The organism is Streptomyces sp. NPDC058307 (genome assembly GCF_042880295.1).
In the GTDB taxonomy this organism is placed as follows: domain Bacteria; phylum Actinomycetota; class Actinomycetes; order Streptomycetales; family Streptomycetaceae; genus Streptomyces.
In genome coordinates this window covers 11183-30443 of the sequence record NZ_JBHVYZ010000019.1, presented here as the reverse complement: position 1 = coordinate 30443, position 19261 = coordinate 11183, and the positions used below count along the sequence as shown (strand labels likewise).

The window sequence follows — 19261 nt, the reverse complement described above, 5'->3', positions numbered from 1 at the left end:
CGTGCGGCGAGGCTCAGCCGAGCCATGACGTCACTACAGCCGTTCCAGCATCCGCTCGATCACGACGGCCACCCCGTCGTCGTTGTTGGCGACGGTCTGGCCCGAGGCCGCCGCGATCACGTCCCGGTGGGCGTTGCCCATCGCGTACGACTGCCCGGCCCAGGTGAGCATCTCGACGTCGTTGGGCATGTCCCCGAAGGCGACGACCTGCTCGTGCGAGATCCCGCGCTCGGCACAGCACAGGGCGAGTGTGCTGGCCTTGGAGACGCCGGGGCCGCTGATCTCCAGCAGGGCGCTGGGACTGGACCGGGTGACGTTGGCACGCTCGCCGATGGCCAGCCGGGACAGGGTGAGGAAGGCGTCCGGGTCCATCGAGGGGTGGTAGGCGAGGATCTTCAGCACCGGCTCGTCGGCACCGGGACCGTCCTCGGCCAGCAGTTCCTCGGCGGGTGCGAGGTTGTCCGGGATCTCCATGTGCAGCTTGGGATAGTCCGGCTCCTGGTAGAAGCCGTACGTCTGCTCCACCGCGTACACCGTGCCGGGCGCCGCCTCCCGCAGCAGCCGTACGGCGTCCAGCGCGTTCTCCCGGGCCAGCTCGCGCACCTTCACGAACCGGTGGGCGCCGGGGCCGCCGTGCAGGTCGACCACCGCCGCGCCGTTGCCGCAGATGGCGAGGCCGTGCCCGTGGACGTGGTCGCTGACGACATCCATCCAGCGGGCGGGGCGACCGGTGACGAAGAAGACCTCGATGCCGGCCTTCTCGGCGGCGGCGAGGGCTGCGACCGTGCGTGGGGACACCGACTTGTCGTCACGCAGCAAAGTGCCGTCCAGATCGGTGGCGATCAGGCGCGGTGGTATGTCGGTGGCCGGGGTCTGGGGCTGGCGAGTCGCTGAGGTCACCCGGCCATTCTCCCGCACACCCCTGCACGACCGTGCGGGTGCCCGCACAGGTGAGACATAGATGACGTGAGGCGGGCCGCACCCGCCCCGGTGCCGCCGTTTCAGCCCAGCTGGGCCGGTGCCTCCATGGCGATCTGCTCGAAGACCTTCTCCTCGGCGGCGAAGTCCGAGTCGGGGATCGGCCAGTGGATCACGAGCTCCGTGAAACCGAGCTCCCGGTGGCGGCCGGCGAAGTCGACGAACGCGTCGAGGGACTCCAGCGGGCGGCCGCGGTCGGGAGTGAAACCGGTGAGCAGGATCTTGTCCAGTGTGTTCACGTCCCGGCCGAGAGCGGCGCAGGCGTCGGTGAGCTTGTCGACCTGGCCGCCGAGGGCTCGCAGGGACTGCTCGGGTGTGCCGCTCTCGTACAGCTTCGGGTCACCGGTGGTCACCCACGCCTGCCCGTGGCGTGCGGCGAGTTTCAGGCCGCGCGGCCCGGTGGCGGCCACGGCGAAGGGCAGCCGGGGCCGCTGGATGCAGCCGGGGATGTTGCGGGCCTCGTGCGCCGAGTAGAAGTCGCCCTCGTAGGACACGGAGTCCTCGCTGAGCAGACGGTCGAGCAGGGGGACGAACTCGGCGAGCCGGTCGGCACGCTCGCGCGGGCTCCAGGGGTCCTGGCCGAGCGCGGTAGCGTCGAAGCCGGTGCCACCCGCGCCGATGCCGAGGGTGACGCGGCCGCCGGAGATGTCGTCGAGGGTGATCAGTTCCTTGGCGAGGGTCACCGGGTGCCGGAAGTTCGGCGAGGTCACCAGGGTGCCCAGGCGCAGCCGGTCGGTGACGCCCGCGGCACCGGTCAGCGTGGGAACGGCCCCGAACCAGGGTCCGTCGCGGAAGGTGCGCCACGACAGGTGGTCGTAGGTGTATCCGGTGTGGAAGCCGAGTTGTTCCGCGCGCTGCCATGTCTCGCGGCCCCCCTCGTTCCAGCGGCGGTAGGGGAGGATCACGGTGCTCAGACGCAGACTCATGTGTCCGAGCGTATGCGCCGGGCACTGTTTCACGTGAAACAGTGACTGACGGTCACTGTCTGCGGCCGCTGAGCCAGGGGCTGAGGCCGACCGGGATGAACTCCTTGTGTACGCGGTCACCTGGCAGCGGCACCATCAGGAAATGGCTGGGCGGGAAGCGGCGTGCCTTCACCCAGGCGTGGCCTTCGTAGAGGGCGCGGAGAAAGGCGGGGACGTCGTCGCGGGCGACGTCGGGGCATTCGACTCCGTCGACGGTGATCAGGGCGTCGTCGTCCGGGAACAGACGCACATCGACTCGGGGACGACCGCCGAGCTCGATGTAGGCCTCGTGGGGCAGGGTGCCGTCCGGGTCGGTCGTGACGCCGACGCCCGCGGCGCTGCGGCGTGAGGTCTGGTCGGCGCCGATGTCGTGGGTCACCTCGATGGCGAGCCCGTATTCGGCGGCGAGGGTGCGGAGCGCGGTGACGGCGGCCTCGGTGGTGGGGAGGTGGTCCCTGCCGTTGTCCATGGCGTCGATCATCTCCCACCGGGTGCCGTGCGACCTTCAGTGCGCCTCGGGAAGCCGCAGGTAGCGCGGTGGCACGGCCTGGGTGAGCCAGACCCCGTTGGCGCTGACGTGGAACATGTGGCCGTCGCGGTGCATGGCTCCCCCGTCCACGGGGAGCACGACGGGACGGCCGCGGCGGGCGCCGACCCGGGTCGCGGTTTCGCGGTCGGCCGACAGATGCACGTCGTGCCGGTTCATGGGGCGCAGTCCCTCGACGCGGATCGCGTCCAGGTAGCGGGCCACGGTCCCGTGGTAGAGGTACGGCGGCGGAGTGGCCGGTGGCAGGCCCAGGTCGACGTCGATGCTGTGGCCCTGGCTGGCGCGGATGCGGGTGCCGTCGATCGCGAAGCGCTGTTTGTCGTTGGCGGCGACCACGTGGTCCAGCTCGTCCCGGGTGATGCGGAAGCCGTGCGCGCCGGCCGCGGCGATCAGCACGTCGATCTCGACCCAGCCGGCCTCGTCGAGCGTGAGCCCGATACGGTCGGGCTGGTGGCGCAGGTGCTTCGAGAGGTACTTCGACACCTTGACGGTGCGTTTCTCGTCCCTCTCGTGTGGCTTGTTCTCGTTCATCCCGCCAGGGTGCCGGGAGAGACGCGAATCACGCGAATGATTTTGGCTCGGATGTTTGATCCACAACCAAGTGTAGTTATCCACAGGTTACTTGGCGTTTCTGTGGACAACTCCCTGTCATGTCAGCCCTCTTCGTCAAGATCGACTGGGGGCAATCCACTTGACGTGAGCGCATCCAACTTCCTTGCCCGCACCTCCCGTTCAGCCGCCAGCACAAAAAACTCCGGCACCCGCTCCGCCCCAACCAGCCCTTCCACCGCCCGCATCGTTTCCTCGGGCACGGCCACGGAACGTGACCTCGGGTGCCCGTCCGGCACGTCCCCGGAGTCGAGGTGCTGCCGCAGTTGCCGTACCGCCAACAGCCGCATCGCGCGGGCGAGTTCGGCGTCCACGGTCTGTTGCGCGAGGGGCCGCAGGCGTCGTACGAGTGAGGCCGCTTCGGTGGCGTCGGCGTCGGTCGGCCGGTGTGTTCCTTGCAGGTAGCGGGCGAAGACGTGCTCGGTCGTGAACTCCAGGAAACGGGCGGCGATGTGCTCGACCTGGCCCCTCAACTCCCTGAGATGGCCCGAGATCGCGGAGAGGGGGACTCCGGCAGCGTGCAACTCGACGGCCACGGCGAGCTCTTGGGGGCTCGGCACGAGGAAGGAGTCCTCGTCTTCGGGCACCGGCTCCAGGACGCCGAGCTCCACCGCCTCGGCGACGGCGGCCTCGTCGGGGTTGCCGCCGAAGCGGGTGTCCAGTTCGGCGCGGGAGATCCGGACGGGCTGCTCGTCGGTCCACGGGCCGTCGACCTCGGCGACCAGGCCGAGGATCCCGCCGAGGCCGCGGCCGGAGTCGTAGGCCTCCAGGAGCTCCTTGATGGAGGCCAGGCCGTAGCCGCGGTCGAGGAGGTCGGCGATCTGCCGCAGCCGGGCGAGGTGGGTGTCGGTGTAGATGTTGGCGCGGCCGTGGCGCTCGGGGCGGGGGAGCAGTCCGCGGTCCTGGTAGGCGCGGATGGTGCGGACGGTGGCGCCGCTGAGGTGGGCGAGGTCCTCGATCCGGTAGGCAGGGGTGCCGCTCACGAGGCCGCCCTCGCCGCCGGTGACCGCTTCAGGTACTCCACCGCACGGCTCAACGACCCTTCCCGCGACGGATGGTAGGAGCGCCGCAGATATCGCGGTAAGGCCGCGCCCAGTTCCCGCCAGGCCGGCAGCAGGCCCTTGCGTACGGCCTTCTCGTGCTCCTTGAAGGAGTAGCGCAGCCGCCCGGCCAGCTGTGGATCGTGACGTATGAGGTAGGCCGTCCCCCATACCCACAGGTACAGCATCACCGGGGCCGTCACCGCCATGCCCGCGATCCGGCGGGCGTAGCGGGGTGTGCCGGTGCCGCCGCAGTACTGGTACATGTCGAAGGCGACCGCGCGGTGTTCGACCTCCTCGGCGCCGTGCCAGCGCAGCAGGTCGAGCATGACCTCGTCGGCGCCGGCCCGGTCGAGGCCCTCGGCGGCCAGGACCCAGTCGCCGAGCACCGCCGTGAACTGTTCGACGGCGGCGACGACCGACAGCCGGAACCGCAGCCACTCGCGCGCGGGGACGGGCGCGTTGAGGGGCGGGTGCTCGCCGAGCAGGCGCTGGAAGAGGAAGTCGACGTACTTGGTGAAGGCGGCGGTGTCGAGCCGCTGCGCCGACAGGTGGTCCAGTACGTGCGTGTGCTGGACGCTGTGCGTGGCCTCCTGGCCCATGAACCCCTTGACGTCGGCGAGGAGTTCGGGGTCCCTGACCAGCGGCAGGGCCTCCTTGAAGACCTTCACGAACCAGCGCTCCCCCGCCGGCAGCAGCAGGTGCAGCACGTTGATGACGTGGGTGGTGGGGGGTTCGTCGGGGATCCAGTGCAGGGGAGTGCGGGACCAGTCGAAGGCCACTCGGCGCGGGGCGATGGCGTGGCTCACCGCGGCGGCTCCAGCCGTGCGATCGTCGCCCTCAGTGCCTTCGGCGCCCACCGGGCCAGGGCGAGCGCGCCGCGGGCCTCGGGGGTGACGGGTACGACGGCCCGGTTGCGCACGACCGCTCTCAGGATCGCGTCCGCGACCTTCTCGGGCGGGTAGTTCCGCAGCTTGTAGAGGTGTGCCGTGCGTTTCTGGCGGCGCTTCTCCTCGTCGGCGTCGACGCCCGCGAAGCGCGCGGTGGAGGTGATGCCGGTGTTGACGAAGCCGGGGCAGACCGCCGAGACACCGATCCCCCGGCCCGCCAGTTCCGCGCGCAGGCTCTCGCTGAGCATGAGGACGGCGGCCTTGGAGGTGCCGTAGGCGGCGAGCGCTCTGGAGGGCTGGTAGGCGGCCGCGGAGGCGGTGTTGACGATGTGGCCGCCCTGTCCGCGCTCGGCCATCTGCCTGCCGAAGAGCCGGCAGCCGTGGATGACGCCCCACAGGTTGACGTCGAGGACCTTCTTCCAGTCCTCGACGGTGGTGTCGAAGAAGGAGCCGCCGAGGCCGATGCCGGCGTTGTTGACCAGGACGTCCACCACGCCGTATTCGGCGGCGACCTTGTCGGCGAGTTTCTCCATGGCCTGTTCGTCGGAGACGTCGACGGTCTCCGCCCAGGCCTCGGGGGCGCCCAGTAGCCGGGACAGTTCGGCGGTGCGGGTGGCGGACTCGGCGTCCCGGTCGACGGCCACCACACGCGCGCCGGCCTCGGCGAAGGCGAACGCGGTGGCCCGTCCGATGCCGCTGCCCGCGCCGGTGATCAGGACGAGCTGTCCGCCGAACCGGTCGGCGTACTTCCCGGTCGGCCGGACAGCGGTCCGGCCGCCTTCGACGGACGTCACGAACTCCGTGATCCACGCCGACAACTGGTCGGGCCGGGAGCGGGGGATCCAGTGCTTGGCGGGCAGGGTGCGCCGGATCAGCTGGGGCACCCACTGCTCCAGACCGTCGTAGAGCTTCTCCGAGAGGAACGCGTCCCCCAGGGGCGTGATGAGCTGCACGGGCGCGTGTGCGTACGCGTCGGTGCGCGGGCGGCGCAACCGGGCACGGACGTTGTCCCGGTACAGCCACGCACCGTGGGCCGCGTCGATGGGCAGCGAGGGGGTCGGGTAGCCGTTGGCGGGGACCTTCTCGGCGCGCTCCAGCATGCGGGGCCAGGCCCTGCCGAGCGGGCCGCGCCAGGCCAGTTCGGGCAGGGCGGGCGTGTACAGCGCGTACACGTACCAGGACTTGGCGCCCTGCGCGAGGAGCTGGCCGACCCGGCGGGGGGTGGGGCGCTTGAGGCGGCCCGCGATCCAGTGGCCGAAGTGGTCGAGGGACGGTCCGGACATCGAGGTGAAGGAGGCGATGCGGCCCTCGGTGCGCCGGACGGTGACGAACTCCCAGGCCTGCACCGAGCCCCAGTCGTGTCCGACCAGGTGCACGGGCCGGTCCGGGCTGACGGCGTCCGCGACGGCCAGGAAGTCGTCCGTCAGCTTCTCCAGGGTGAACCCTCCGCGCAGCGGCTTCGGGGCCGTGGAGCGGCCATGGCCGCGGACGTCGTAGAGGACGACGTGGAAGCGGCCGGCGAGCCGGGTGGCGACCTCGGACCAGACCTCCTTGCTGTCCGGGTAGCCGTGCACCAGGACCACGGTCGGCTGCCCCGGGTCGCCGAGTTCGGCCACGCACAGCTCGACGCCGCCGGTCCGTACCCGGCGCTCGCGTGCACCTTCGAGCAAGGTCACTTCTCCTCCGCCCAGCGCCGCACGTGCGGCAGATCGTCGTCCAGCCAGAAGGCGCTCTGCTCGGGGTCCTCGGAGTCGGTGACGACCAGGATCTCCTCGAACTTGGCGCCGGTGCCCCGGAAGCCGAGGTGGGGTTCGACCGCCCACAGGCCCGGCTGCGGCGGGTGGTCGGAGAAGCGGTACGGCGACCACAGAGGCGACCAGCCCTCACGGTGACCGCGCAGCGCGTCGGCCGCCAGGCCCTTCAGGGACTGGGTGCCGAACCCGAGGACGTGGGGTGTCCAGCGGCGCCGCTTGACCTGGTCGACCTTGTGGGCGATCACCCCGAAGGGGTACGCGCGATGCCGGTTGGCGTAGCCCTGACGCACCATGAGGCGGTCGACGTCCTCGTAGATCTCGCGCAGCGACCGCCGCTCACGGACCTCGCGCAGGATCAGCTCGCGGTGCGCCTCCAGGTCGGCCATCAGCCTGTCCTGGACGGGGTTGACGCCGAGCGAGCCGGAGTAGCCGATGTCCGCGGTGTATCCCTCGTACACCGGGGCCATGTCCAGGATGAACGGCATCCCGGGCTCCAGGCGGCGGTCGGTGGGGAAGAACTGGAGCGGGACGCGGAAGCCCGTGAACGCCGTGCGGTCCCCGAACCAGGCGAAGGGCAGGTGGAACCAGTCCCGTACACCCCGCTCGCGCAGCCATGCGCGCTGCATCCGGGTGGCCTGCCGCTCGGTGATGCCGGGCTCCAGCCGGGCCGCGACCGCCTCCGCGCACTCGTACGCGAGCCGCTGGACCTGCCGGAATCCCCGCAACCGGGTCGAGAGTTCGCTGTTCGCTGCTGTCGTCATGCCGCCTTGTCCCCATTGACTGCGGTACGTGCCCGTAACGTGACACTGGCGAATGTGACAGTCATGAGAGGCTGCGTCAATAGGGTGAGTGAGACCTCAGGGGGACCCTTAGGTGCCCGTACCTCTGGAGTCTGATGCCGATACAGCTCTACGGAGTGACGACCTGAGTGGTCCGCATCACTACCGTCTATGACGTGACTGTGATCGCGACCGAAAGCCTGAGCAAGCGGTTCCCCCGGGTGACCGCGCTTGACCGGCTCTCCTTGGACGTCGGACCCGGTGTTACCGGACTCGTCGGCGCCAACGGAGCCGGCAAGTCCACCATGATCAAGATCCTGCTGGGTCTGTCCCCCGCCTCCGAGGGCCGTGCCGAAGTGCTCGGGCTCGACGTCGCGACCGAGGGCGCCGCCATCCGCGAGCGGGTCGGCTACATGCCGGAGCACGACTGCCTGCCGCCCGACGTCTCGGCCACCGAGTTCGTCGTGCACATGGCCCGCATGTCCGGTCTGCCGCCCACCGCCGCCCGCGAGCGCACCGCGGACACCCTGCGCCATGTCGGTCTGTACGAGGAGCGCTACCGCCCCATCGGCGGCTACTCCACCGGCATGAAGCAGCGCGTGAAGCTCGCGCAGGCCCTGGTGCACGACCCGCAGCTGGTCTTCCTGGACGAGCCGACCAACGGCCTCGACCCGGTCGGCCGCGACGACATGCTGGGCCTGATCCGCCGCATCTACACCGACTTCGGCATCTCGGTCCTGGTCACCTCGCACCTGCTGGGCGAGCTGGAGCGCACCTGTGACCACGTCGTCGTCATCGACGGCGGCAAGCTCCTGCGCTCCAGCTCCACCACCGACTTCACCCAGACCACGACGACCCTCGCGGTCGAGGTCACCGACACCGACGAGCACCCGGACGGCACCCGCGCGGTGCGCGAGGCGCTCCACGCGCGCGGGGTGGAGGTCCTCGACTCCCGCAGCGGTCTGCCGGGCGCCGGCCATGTCCTGCTGCTGACCGCACAGGGCGAGGAGACCTACGACGTCGTCCGGGACGTCGTCGCCGACCTCGGCCTCGGCCTGGTGCGCATGGAGCAGCGCAGGCACCACATCTCGGAAGTCTTCACCAACGAGGACTCGAGCGCGGGCTCGAGTGACGAAACGCAGCGGAAGGAGGCCGTCGGCCATGGCAATTGAGCACCCTGTCACCGCCCCCTCGGGTGACCAGACCCGTATCCACAACATCGGCTACCGCACCTACGACGGCCCTCGCCTCGGCCGTTCCTACGCCACCCGCTCGCTCTACTCGCAGTCCCTGCGCGGCGCCTACGGCCTCGGCCGCTCGGTCAAGTCCAAGGTGCTGCCGATGCTCTTGTTCGTCGTGATGTGCGTGCCCGCGGCCATCATGGTGGCCGTCGCGGTCGCCACCAAGGCGAACGACCTGCCCGTCGACTACACCCGCTACGCGATCATCATGCAGGCCGTCATCAGCCTCTACGTCGCCTCGCAGGCGCCCCAGTCGGTCTCACGCGACCTGCGCTTCAAGACGGTGCCGCTGTACTTCTCGCGGCCCATCGAGACCGCCGACTACGTGCGCGCGAAGTACGCGGCGCTGGCCTCCGCGATGTTCATCCTCACCGCCGCCCCGCTGATCGTGCTCTATGTGGGCGCGCTGCTGGCCAAGCTGGACTTCACCGACCAGACCAAGGGGTTCGGGCAGGGACTCGTCTCGGTGGCGCTGCTCTCGCTGCTCTTCGCCGGCATCGGCCTGGTCATCGCGTCGATCACCCCGCGCCGCGGCTTCGGCATCGCGGCCGTGATCGCCGTACTGACCATCTCCTACGGCGCGGTCTCCACCGTCCAGGCGATCGCCGACACCCAGGGCAGTACCGGCGCCATCCCGTGGATCGGCCTGTTCTCGCCGGTCACGCTCATCGACGGACTGCAGTCCGCGTTCCTCGGCGCGAGCTCGGCGTTCCCGGGAGCGGTCGGCCCGTCGACCGGTGAGGGCGTGGTCTACGTCCTGGCCGTCCTCGGCCTGATCGCCGCCTGCTACGGCCTCCTGATGCGCCGCTACAAGAAGGTGGGACTGTGACCACGCTCCAGATCGACCATGTCTCCCGCTGGTTCGGCAACGTGGTCGCCGTCAACGACATCACCATGACGATCGGCCCCGGCGTCACCGGCCTCCTCGGCCCCAACGGCGCCGGGAAGTCCACCCTCATCAACATGATGGGCGGCTTCCTCGCCCCTTCCACCGGCACCGTCACCCTCGACGGACAGCAGGTGTGGCGCAACGAGGCGATCTACAAGCACATCGGCATCGTTCCCGAGCGCGAGGCGATGTACGACTTCCTCACCGGACGCGAATTCGTCGTCGCCAACGCCGAATTGCACGGTCTCGGCACCAAGGCCGCCCAGAAGGCGCTGGCCACGGTCGAGATGGAGTACGCGCAGGACCGCAAGATCTCGACGTACTCCAAGGGCATGCGCCAGCGCGTGAAGATGGCGTCCGCCCTGGTCCACGACCCCTCGCTGCTCCTGCTCGACGAGCCGTTCAACGGCATGGACCCGCGTCAGCGCATGCAGCTCATGGACCTGCTGCGGCGCATGGGCGACGAGGGCCGCACCGTGCTGTTCTCCTCGCACATCCTCGAAGAGGTCGAGCAGCTCGCCTGGCACATCGAGGTCGTCGTCGCGGGCCGGCACGCGGCCAGCGGCGACTTCCGCAGGATCCGCCGTCTGATGACGGACCGCCCGCACCGCTACCTGGTGCGTTCCAGCGACGACCGCGCCCTCGCGGCCGCGCTGATCGCCGACCCGTCGACGTCCGGCATCGAAGTCGACCTGGCCGAGGGCGCGTTGCGCATCCAGGCCGTCGACTTCGGCCGTTTCACCGTGCTGTTGCCCAAGGTCGCGCGCGACCACGGCATCCGGCTGCTCACGGTCTCGCCGTCCGACGAGTCGCTCGAGTCCGTCTTCTCGTATCTCGTCGCGGCGTAGGAGGCCAAGATGTACGACCCCACAGTCGCCCGACTCACCTACCGGGCCCTGCTCGGCCGCCGCCGGGCCCTCATCCTGGGCGCCCTGCCCCTGCTGCTGATCGTGATCTCCGTGATCGTGCGCGTCCTCGTCGGCGCCGACGACCAGACCGCCTCCGACCTGCTGGGCGGGCTCGCGCTCGCCACCATGGTGCCGATCATCGGCGTCATCGCCGGAACCGGTGCGATCGGCCCGGAGATCGACGACGGCTCGGTGGTGTACCTGCTGTCCAAGCCGGTCAAGCGGCCGACGATCATCTTCACCAAGCTGATCGTGGCGATCGCCGTGACCATGGTGTTCTCGGCCCTGCCGACGCTGATCGCGGGCCTCATCCTCAACGGCAACGGCCAGCAGATCGCCGTCGCCTACACGGTCGCCGCACTGGTCTCCTCGATCGCCTATGCGGCGCTCTTCCTGCTGCTCGGCACGGTGTCCCGGCACGCGGTGGTCTTCGGTCTCGTCTACGCGCTGGTCTGGGAGGCCCTGTTCGGCTCCCTGGTCGCCGGGGCGAGGACCCTGAGCGTCCAGCAGTGGTCGCTGGCCGTCGCCCACAAGGTCGCCGGCGGGGACCTGGTCACCTCGGACGTCGGACTGCCGACGGCCACGGTGCTGCTGGTCGTGGTGACCGTCCTCGCGACCTGGTACGCGGGACAGAAGCTGCGGTCGCTGACGCTGGCGGGCGAGGAGTAGGCGCCCTCAAGTCGCGCTGACGTCCCGCTTATTGACAGGGACTTCATCGTTGTACGGCCACACTGGACAAGGGGCAATCTCCAGCTGCGAGTCGAAGGGAACGGGCATGGCAGACGACTGGGACGACCTGGTCCTGGACGAGGACTTCATACGGTCCGCCGGGACGACCGAGCCGTCTGCCCGCGCCCGGATGCTGGCGGCGCGCTGGCGTGACGAGGCGCCCGAACCGCAGCCCTGGCGTTCCGACGAGCCGCCTGCCGGGTGGTTCTTCAGCAAGCGCCGACGACGGTGGCGGCGCCGATAGGTTCGAACACGCGGGCGTATTTAATCGGTGGCGCCCAACTCGTCGTCCAGGCAGAGTGGTTGTCGTACACACCGCCGGACGACGATCCGGCGCCACGTTCTGGGGAGGAGCCGGACGATGTCCATGCACGACAGTACGTCCAGTTCCCGCCAGGGCAGCCTGCGGAGGACTCCGGTGTAGTTACGCCACCGTCGAGTACACCCGCAGGTAGCCCGGGGCGGCCGCTTCGAGCACGCGACGTCGCTCTCGCGTGAGGCCGCCCACCCGGAGGATTGGCCGAGTGGTAAGGCACCGGCTTGCTAAGCCGTGGTCGGGCCTGGAAAGCCCGCGCACGTTCGATTCGTGCATCCTCCGCGAGACGTTGTCACTGGGACTGGACCGGGCTTTTCGACCGGAGTACGTCACGCAAGAAGGGCCGGCGGTTTTCTGTTCGGTGCTGCCGCGGCCGTCGGTCGAGTAGGGGAGCGGAACTTCGTGCGGCCCGGGACCCTGCTCGTGCAGGCGGCCGCCGTCAAGGACGTGGTCCAGGAGCGCGGCGGTGGGGGTGCCGTCTGCCGTGATCGCCGACCAACTCGGCTCCGGCAACGGGCCGGAACAGGACTGCAGATGGCGTCGGCCTTCGACGAGCTTCTGGCCCAGCCGGGCAGTGCCCCAGCGCAGACACGCACCCGTACACGCGCCGGCACAGCGTGGCCCTGTTCCTCGACGGCCCGGACCTCGTGCTGTGCTCTGACGAGCTCCTCGCCCGACCGGACGCCGGACAGCCGTCAGCCGAGCAACCGCTCCAGTACCACCGCGATCCCGTCCGCCTCGTTGGAGGACGTCACCTCGTCGGCCACTGCCTTGAGCTCCTCGTGTGCGTCCGCCATCGCCACGCCGTAGGACGCCCAGGCGAACATCGGGATGTCGTTGGGCATGTCGCCGAAGGCGATCGTGTCCGCGGCCTTCAGGCCCAGGCGGCGGGCCGCCAGGGACAACCCGGTCGCCTTCGACAGGCCCAGCGGAAGCAGTTCGACGATGCCCTCACCCGACATGGCGACCGTGACGAAGCCGCCCGCGGCACGGTGCGCCGCCTCGGCCAGTTCGTCGTCCGACAGCTCGGGATGCTGGACGTAGATCTTGTTCAGCGGGGCGGCCCACAGATCCGACGCGTCCGTGAACGGCGTCGACGGCAGGGCCCCCGTCACCGCGTAGCCCGGCCCGACCAGCACATCGCCGTCGAGGCCGTCGCGGCTCGCCGCGAGGTACAGCGGACCGACCTCCGCCTCGATCTTCGCGAGGGCCACGCCCGCCAGCTGCCGGTCCAGCGTCACCGACGTCAGCAGACGGCGCTCACCCGCGTGGTACACCTGCGCGCCCTGCCCGCAGACCGCGAGACCGTCGTAACCGAGGTCGTCGAGGATGTGCCGGGTCCAGGGGACGCTGCGCCCCGTGACGACGATGTGGGCGGCGCCCGCCGCGGTGGCCGCGGCGAGCGCGTCACGGGTGCGCTGGGACACCGACTCGTCGGAGCGCAGGAGCGTGCCGTCGAGGTCGGTCGCGACCAGCCGATACGGAAAGGACCGGGTCACTTGGCGACCGGCTCCAGCAGCTCCCGGCCGCCCAGATACGGACGCAGCACCTCGGGCACCCGCACCGAGCCGTCGGCCAGCTGGTGGTTCTCCAGGATCGCCACGATGGTGCGCGGTACGGCGCACAGCGTGCCGTTGAGCGTCGCCAGCGGCTGGACCTTCTTGCCGTCCCGCATACGGACGGACAGGCGGCGGGCCTGGAAACCGTCGCAGTTGGAGGCCGAGGTCAGCTCGCGGTACTTGCCCTGGGTCGGGATCCACGCCTCGCAGTCGAACTTGCGGGAGGCGGAGGCGCCGAGGTCGCCCGAGGCCACGTCGATGACCTGGAAGGGCAGCTCCAGGGCGGTCAGCCACTGCTTCTCCCAGTCCAGGAGCCGCTGGTGCTCGTTCTGCGCCTCCTCGGGGGTGACGTAGGAGAACATCTCGACCTTGTCGAACTGGTGCACACGGAAGATGCCCCGGGTGTCCTTGCCGTAGGTGCCGGCCTCGCGGCGGAAGCATGGCGAGAAGCCGGCGTAGCGCAGCGGCAGCTGGTCGGCGTCGAGGATCTCGTCCATGTGGTACGCGGCGAGCGGGACCTCGGAGGTGCCGACCAGGTAGTAGTCGTCCTTCTCCAGGTGGTAGACGTTCTCCGCGGCCTGGCCGAGGAAGCCGGTGCCCTCCATGGCGCGCGGGCGGACCAGCGCGGGGGTGAGCATCGGGGTGAAGCCGGCCTCGGTGGCCTGCGCGATCGCCGCATTGACGAGCGCGAGCTCCAGGAGCGCGCCGACGCCGGTCAGGTAGTAGAAGCGCGAGCCGGACACCTTGGCGCCGCGCTCGACGTCGATGGCGCCCAGCGCCTCGCCGAGCTCCAGGTGGTCCTTGGGCTCGAAGCCCTCGGCGCCGAAGTCGCGGATGGTGCCGTGCGTCTCCAGGACGACGAAGTCCTCCTCGCCGCCGACGGGGACGTCGGGGTGGACGAGGTTGCCGAGCTGCAGGGCGAGGCGCTTGGTCTCGTCGTCGGCGTCGTTCTGCGCGGCCTCGGCTTCCTTGACGTCCGCCTTGAGCTGCTCCGCCTTCTTCAGGAGCTCGGCGCGCTCCTCCGGAGTGGCCTTGGGGATGAGCTTGCCGAGCGCCTTCTGCTCGGAACGCAGCTCGTCGAAGCGGACGCCGGACGACCTGCGCCGCTCGTCGGCAGACAGGAGGGCGTCGACGAGGGCGACGTCCTCTCCACGGGCGCGCTGGGAGGCGCGCACTCGGTCGGGGTCCTCACGGAGCAGGCGAAGGTCAATCACGCGGTCAAGGCTACCGGTGCGGGGATACGGCCCACGACTCACTATTCCCAGCCGCACCAAATCGTGACTTACATACCGTTATGGGCGAATTGCGGAGTGTGTCAATGAAAGACGCCAGGGGTCCCCGGCAGGGAGCATGCTCGGGGAGTCGGGTTGACTCGACTCCCTTGTGGGGACGGGGACTTGGTGTGCGGTTGTCCACAGGAATCCACACCCCTCAAGAAGTTATCCACAGGGTGTGCGGAGGATCTGTGGATTTCGGAATTGATCACGTCGAAACCTGGGGATCACACCGAGGATTCCTGTCGCAAACCCACTCCTACCCCTACTTTCGAGTGGAAAGTGGTCACCCCAAAGGATTGCCTAAAGGAAAACAGTGGACGAAGGGTGACGTGCGTGCGTGTGGACGTGAGTGGACCCTGAGGGCCGATTTGTCGACAGGGTCGCCTTTTGTTGTCGACTTGTCCCCAGGTCGAGAAGCATGCCTGTGGATAACTCCTGTGGATAACTAAAATCTGCAGGTAGGACCGGTTAGAAACGGCCGTCCTGGCACCGGGCCACCCAGTCCGAGGCCGCCACGAACTCCTCGTCCGAGGTGCCGGTGAGCGGCGCCCGCAGCTCCTCCGGCTCCTTGTCCGCACGCGGGTACGAACCGAGGAAACGCACCTCGTGGCAGATCCGCTTCAGCCCCATCAGGGCCTCCGCCACCCGGCGGTCGCTGATGTGACCCTCGGCGTCGATGCAGAAGCAGTAGTTGCCGATGCCGGCGCCCGTGGGCCGGGACTGGAGCAGCATCAGGTTGATGCCACGAGTGGCGAACTCGCCGAGCAGGTCGCGCAGTCCGCCGGGGTGGTCGTCACGCTGCCACAGCACGACGGAGGTCTTGTCGGCCCCGGTGGGCGCGGCGGGCCGGGCCGGGCGGCCGACCAGCACGAACCGCGTCTGCGCGTTCTCGGCGTCGTGGATCCCGGTCTCCAGTGCCCGAAGGCCGTACCGGGCGGCCGCGAACTCGCCGGCGAAGGCCGCGTCGTACTGCCCCTCCTGGACCAGCCGGGCCGCGTCCGCGTTCGAGGCGGCCGACTCCCAGTGGACGTCCGGGAGGTGCTTCTTGAGCCAGTTGCGCACCTGTGGCTGGGCGGCCGGGTGCGCGGAGACCGTCTTGATGTCCGTGAGCTCGGTGCCCGGCCTGACCAGGAGCGCGAAGGTGATCGACAGCAGCACCTCGCGGTAGATCATCAGCGGGGCGCCCGCGACCATTTCGTCGAGGGTGGTGGTGATGCCGCCCTCGACGGAGTTCTCGATCGGCACGAACGCGGCCTCGGCCTCGCCCGCGCGCACCGCGTCCAGCGCGGACTGCACCGACACGTACGGGATCAGCTGCCTGGTCGCCGCCTCGGGAAGCGTCCGCAGCGCGACTTCGGTGAAGGTCCCCTCAGGGCCGAGATACGCATAGCTCGCTGGCATGACCTCACCCTAATGGCCCTTGCGGGAGGGGACGCACCTGTCTCACGAGTGCCCCTCCGCTGAGTGAAACCGCGTGACCGCAGGACCTGCGCGGGCGTTCGCGCGAACGCCGCCCTCCCCGTCGTACGGCCGTCCCCCGGGCCGTCACCCCTCCAGCAGCCGCTGTCCCACGTACTCTCCCTCCGCCGCCCCGCCCGGCACCGCGAACAGACCGCTCGACTCGTGCCGGATGTACTGGGAGAGCGCGTCGCCGCGGTCGAGCTTGCGCTGGAGCGGGACGAAGCCGCGCAGCGGGTCCGCCTGCCAGCAGACGAACAGCAGCCCCGCGTCCGGTGTCCCGTCCGCGTCGATGCCGTCGTGGTACGAGAACGGGCGGCGCAGGATGGCCGCGCCCCCGTTCTGGTCGGGCCGGGTGATCCGGGCGTGCGCGTTGATCGGCACCATCAGATCCCCCTTCGCGTCCGTCTTCTCGAGGTCCATCGCGGTCGTCTCGGTGCCCCCGGACAGGGCCGCGCCGTTCGCCTTCCGGCGCCCGATGACGGCCTCCTGGGCCCCCGGGGACAGCTTCTCCCAGTCGTCCAACAGCATCCGGATCCGTCGTACGACCGCATAGGAGCCGTTCGCCATCCACGCGGGCGTGCCGGATTCCGGGACGAAGATGCGCTGGTCGAAGTCGGGCTCGCTCGGCTTCGGATTGCGTGTGCCGTCCAGCTGGCCCATGAGGTTGCGGGCCGTCATGGGGTGGGCCGTGGCCCCCGGTGTGCGGTTGAAGCCGTTCATCTGCCAGCGGACCTTCGCCGCGCTGCCCGCGTCCTTCTGGACCGCGCGCAGGGCGTGGAAGGCGACCAGGGCGTCATTGGCGCCGATCTGCACCCACAGATCGCCGTTGCTGCGGGCCTTGTCGAGGTGGTCGGAGGAGAAGTCGGGCAGCGGGTCGAGGGCGACGGGACGCTGCTTCTCCAGCCCGGTGCGGGCGAAGAAGCTGTGCCCGAAGCCGAAGGTCAGCGTCAGTGAGGAGGGCCCGGCGTCCCGGGCCACATCGGTGTCGTCGGACCCTGCGGCCTCCCCCGCCATGAGCCGCTTCGCGGTCTCCGACCAGCGACGCAGCAGCGCGGCGGCCTCCTTGCGGCCCGCGCCCGCCGCCAGGTCGAAGGCGACGAGATGGCCCCGCGCTTGGAGACCCTCGGTGATGCCGGGCTGGTGTTTCACGTGAAACATCACTTCGGTGCTGCCCACGGAGGTCAACGGCGTCGCCCCGGTGGGTGCGGCCGCGTACCCCACGGCCCCGCCGGCCGCGCCGAGGACGAGCCCGGTGGCGCCGGCGGTGCCGAGCAGGGCACGGCGGGACATGCCCTCCCGCGCAGAGGGACTCTCTTGCACGGAGGTGCCTTCGTCGACGACGGGGAGGGACTGTTCAGCCATGGTGCGGTTCAGCCGATCTGCGCGTTCTTGGAGACGGTCGTCTGGTCGATGTCGGAGGTCCGCACGGTCACGGCGACCTTCCAGTCACCCGCCATGGGAATCTGCACGTTGCTCGCCGACCAGTGACCCGTGGCGATGCGGTCGGGGGTGACGGCCAGCGGCCCGATCTTCTTGGCCTCCAGGGTGAGGGCGACCTTCACCTCGGGGATGTCGAAGGCGCGGCCGTTGGACCGCTGGACGTAGACGTGCATCTCGTTGCCGCCCACGCGCGCGGGGTCGAAGTCGACCGTCACGACGCCCTTGCCGTCCGTGCCGCCGGTGTCGAAGGACATGTCCAGGGTCACGGCCCCGGATCCGGCCGACGCGGAAGAGGAGGACGAGGAAGACGAAGCGGCCGCCTTGGCCGCGTTGGCGTCCTCCTCGGTACGGCCGGGCTCGGTCTGCGTCAGCACAGTCGTGACCGCCAGCAGGACCACCGCGACCCCCGCCTCGGCGAGCACCGAGCGGCGCAGCCCGAAGCGGTTCGGATCGGCGTCCCGTGTGCGCTTCTGCCGCGCGGTGTCCATCGCGGCCTGCTGCCGGGCGAGCTGAGCGGCCCGCTTGGAGTCACCGGCACCCTTACCGGCACTCTTGGAACCGGCCGTCTTGGAGCCCACGGCCCCCTTCGAGTCCGCGGCCGCCTTCGAGCCCCCGCTCCCCTTGGAGCCCGCAGTCCCTTTGGACTTGCCGGAGCCCGAGGCATTCGCGGCGACCCGCTCCTTCTGCGGCACCCGCTTCCCGCTGCGCTGCACCACCGTGTCCGCGAGCTGCGCCGTCCACCGCCGGGAGATGAACGCGATGCCGACCAGCAGTGCCACCAGCCCGATCTTGACCAGCAGCAGCTGTCCGTACCGGGTCCCGGTGAACGCCGACCAGGAGCCGAGCTGCCGCCAGGACTGGTAGACGCCGGTCGCGACCAGCGCGACGACGCTGCCGAAGGCGACCTGGGAGAACCGTCGTACGGCGGCCGACTCGATCGGCGCGTCGGAGCGGTACAGCGCGACGAGGAGCGCGGTCAGCCCGCCGAGCCAGGTGGCGACGGCCAGCAGGTGGACGACGTCGACGGGCATCGCGATGCCCGCCTGAAGCCCGACCGAGGCGTGCTCGGCCATCGCCCAGCTCGCCGCGAGCCCGGCCGCCACGACGGTCCCGCCGATCGCGAGCCCGAAGGTGAGGTCCCGCTTCTCCTCGTCCTCGCGCTTGTCGTAGGCCCCGAAGAGCACGGAGATGAACAGCGCCGCCGCCGCGAGCAGCAGCAGCCGGGAGACCAGGGCCGCGCCCGCCTTGGTCTGGAGCACGTTCCCGAGCAGGTCCAGGTCGAAGACGTCCCCGACCTTCCCGGAACCCGTGTAGGAGCCGCGCAGCAGGAGCAGCAGCAGGGTGGCCGAGGTGAGCGTGAGCCAGCCGCCGACGACGAGCCGCTGCATGGGCCGTACTCCGGCGCCGCGCTGCCAGCAGCCGAGCACGAAGGCGGCGCCGCCCACCAGGACGATGAAACCGGCGTACGACATGTACCGCCCGAAGCCGTACAGCCAGCCGACGACCCCGCCGCCCGCCGTGTCCCCGGAGACGGAGACGGAGGTGGTCGAGGGGGCGCCGATGGAGAAGGTGAAGGCACCGGCGACGGGATGGCTGTCGGCGGAGACGACCTGGTAGGTGACGGTGTAGGTGCCGTCGGGCAGCCCGCTGTGGACTTTCACGCCGTACGTCGTGCCGCCGGCCTCGAACGGCTTGCCCTGCTGGACGGCCTTGCCCTTGGGGTCGAGGACTCGCAGCGAGTCGTCCGACAGGGCGACCTTCTCGGAGAAGGTCAGCGAGACCTGGTCGGGTGCCTTGTCGACCACCACCCCCTGCTGGGGGTCGCTGCCGGTGAGCGCGGCGTGCGCGGAGGCAGGCCCGGCCGTGGCCAGCAGCAGGC

At 70.1% G+C, this 19261-nt stretch carries 18 protein-coding genes and 1 tRNA gene; 6 read left to right on the top strand and 13 right to left on the bottom strand.

Features of this window, described 5'->3' with window-relative positions; genetic code table 11:
• Positions 1-33 precede the first annotated feature (33 nt).
• The 8 genes from ACFVYN_RS16325 to ACFVYN_RS16290 all read right to left on the bottom strand — a co-directional run bounded on the left by ACFVYN_RS16325 (position 34) and on the right by ACFVYN_RS16290 (position 7544).
• The gene (locus ACFVYN_RS16325) at positions 34-900 is read right to left on the bottom strand and encodes an HAD-IIB family hydrolase (RefSeq protein WP_389998371.1); all 867 of its coding nucleotides are present in this window, start codon (positions 898-900) and stop codon (positions 34-36) included.
• A gap of 101 nt (positions 901-1001) precedes the next feature.
• A complete protein-coding gene (locus ACFVYN_RS16320) occupies positions 1002-1904 on the bottom strand; it encodes an LLM class flavin-dependent oxidoreductase (protein WP_389998369.1) in 903 nt (300 codons plus the stop codon).
• A gap of 52 nt (positions 1905-1956) precedes the next feature.
• Positions 1957-2412, bottom strand: a complete 456-nt coding sequence (locus ACFVYN_RS16315) for a hypothetical protein (protein WP_389998366.1) — start codon at positions 2410-2412, stop codon at positions 1957-1959.
• A 36-nt stretch (positions 2413-2448) separates the two neighbouring features.
• Positions 2449-3021 (bottom strand): RNA 2'-phosphotransferase, encoded by a 573-nt coding sequence (locus ACFVYN_RS16310; RefSeq protein WP_389998363.1) that lies wholly within the window; start codon positions 3019-3021, stop codon positions 2449-2451.
• 122 nt (positions 3022-3143) lie between these two features.
• Entirely contained in the window at positions 3144-4082 is a 939-nt protein-coding gene (locus tag ACFVYN_RS16305) for a MerR family transcriptional regulator (protein WP_389998361.1), read from the bottom strand.
• Positions 4079-4948, bottom strand: a complete 870-nt coding sequence (locus ACFVYN_RS16300; protein ID WP_389998358.1) for a metal-dependent hydrolase — start codon at positions 4946-4948, stop codon at positions 4079-4081. The genes ACFVYN_RS16305 and ACFVYN_RS16300 overlap by 4 nt, the downstream gene beginning before the upstream one ends.
• Positions 4945-6705, bottom strand: coding sequence for an SDR family oxidoreductase (locus ACFVYN_RS16295; protein ID WP_389998357.1), 1761 nt, complete (start codon positions 6703-6705; stop codon positions 4945-4947). The genes ACFVYN_RS16300 and ACFVYN_RS16295 overlap by 4 nt, the downstream gene beginning before the upstream one ends.
• Positions 6702-7544, bottom strand: a complete 843-nt coding sequence (locus ACFVYN_RS16290) for a M24 family metallopeptidase (protein ID WP_389998354.1) — start codon at positions 7542-7544, stop codon at positions 6702-6704. The genes ACFVYN_RS16295 and ACFVYN_RS16290 overlap by 4 nt, the downstream gene beginning before the upstream one ends.
• A 200-nt stretch (positions 7545-7744) precedes the next feature.
• Between ACFVYN_RS16290 and ACFVYN_RS16285 the strand changes: the two genes are divergently transcribed.
• The 6 genes from ACFVYN_RS16285 to ACFVYN_RS16260 all read left to right on the top strand — a co-directional run bounded on the left by ACFVYN_RS16285 (position 7745) and on the right by ACFVYN_RS16260 (position 11927).
• A complete protein-coding gene (locus ACFVYN_RS16285) occupies positions 7745-8734 on the top strand; it encodes an ABC transporter ATP-binding protein (RefSeq protein WP_389998562.1) in 990 nt (329 codons plus the stop codon).
• Positions 8724-9632: an ABC transporter permease gene (locus ACFVYN_RS16280; protein WP_389998352.1), complete on the top strand. Its 909-nt coding sequence runs from the start codon at positions 8724-8726 to the stop codon at positions 9630-9632. Before ACFVYN_RS16285 ends, ACFVYN_RS16280 begins: the two co-directional genes overlap by 11 nt.
• The gene (locus ACFVYN_RS16275) at positions 9629-10540 is read left to right on the top strand and encodes an ABC transporter ATP-binding protein (RefSeq protein WP_389998350.1); all 912 of its coding nucleotides are present in this window, start codon (positions 9629-9631) and stop codon (positions 10538-10540) included. Before ACFVYN_RS16280 ends, ACFVYN_RS16275 begins: the two co-directional genes overlap by 4 nt.
• A 9-nt stretch (positions 10541-10549) precedes the next feature.
• Positions 10550-11269 carry an ABC transporter permease subunit gene (locus ACFVYN_RS16270; RefSeq protein ID WP_389998347.1) on the top strand — a complete coding sequence of 240 codons (720 nt, stop codon included), beginning with the start codon at positions 10550-10552 and terminating at the stop codon, positions 11267-11269.
• Positions 11270-11375: 106 nt separating this feature from the next.
• On the top strand, positions 11376-11573 hold the full coding sequence (locus tag ACFVYN_RS16265; protein WP_389998344.1) for a hypothetical protein: 198 nt from the start codon (positions 11376-11378) through the stop codon (positions 11571-11573).
• 266 nt (positions 11574-11839) lie between these two features.
• A tRNA-Ser gene (locus ACFVYN_RS16260) sits at positions 11840-11927 on the top strand.
• Positions 11928-12340: 413 nt separating this feature from the next.
• Here ACFVYN_RS16260 and ACFVYN_RS16255 read toward each other — a convergent pair.
• The 5 genes from ACFVYN_RS16255 to ACFVYN_RS16235 all read right to left on the bottom strand — a co-directional run bounded on the left by ACFVYN_RS16255 (position 12341) and on the right by ACFVYN_RS16235 (position 19259).
• A complete protein-coding gene (locus ACFVYN_RS16255) occupies positions 12341-13144 on the bottom strand; it encodes an HAD family hydrolase (RefSeq protein ID WP_389998342.1) in 804 nt (267 codons plus the stop codon).
• Positions 13141-14418 (bottom strand): serine--tRNA ligase, encoded by a 1278-nt coding sequence (serS, locus tag ACFVYN_RS16250; RefSeq protein WP_389998340.1) that lies wholly within the window; start codon positions 14416-14418, stop codon positions 13141-13143. The genes ACFVYN_RS16255 and serS overlap by 4 nt, the downstream gene beginning before the upstream one ends.
• A 531-nt stretch (positions 14419-14949) precedes the next feature.
• The gene (pheA, locus tag ACFVYN_RS16245; protein WP_389998337.1) at positions 14950-15882 is read right to left on the bottom strand and encodes a prephenate dehydratase; all 933 of its coding nucleotides are present in this window, start codon (positions 15880-15882) and stop codon (positions 14950-14952) included.
• Between the two features lie 144 nt (positions 15883-16026).
• Positions 16027-17304, bottom strand: coding sequence for an iron uptake transporter deferrochelatase/peroxidase subunit (efeB, locus tag ACFVYN_RS16240; protein ID WP_389998334.1), 1278 nt, complete (start codon positions 17302-17304; stop codon positions 16027-16029).
• An 8-nt stretch (positions 17305-17312) separates the two neighbouring features.
• A complete protein-coding gene (locus ACFVYN_RS16235) occupies positions 17313-19259 on the bottom strand; it encodes a copper resistance CopC/CopD family protein (RefSeq protein ID WP_389998332.1) in 1947 nt (648 codons plus the stop codon).
• Positions 19260-19261: the final 2 nt, after the last annotated feature.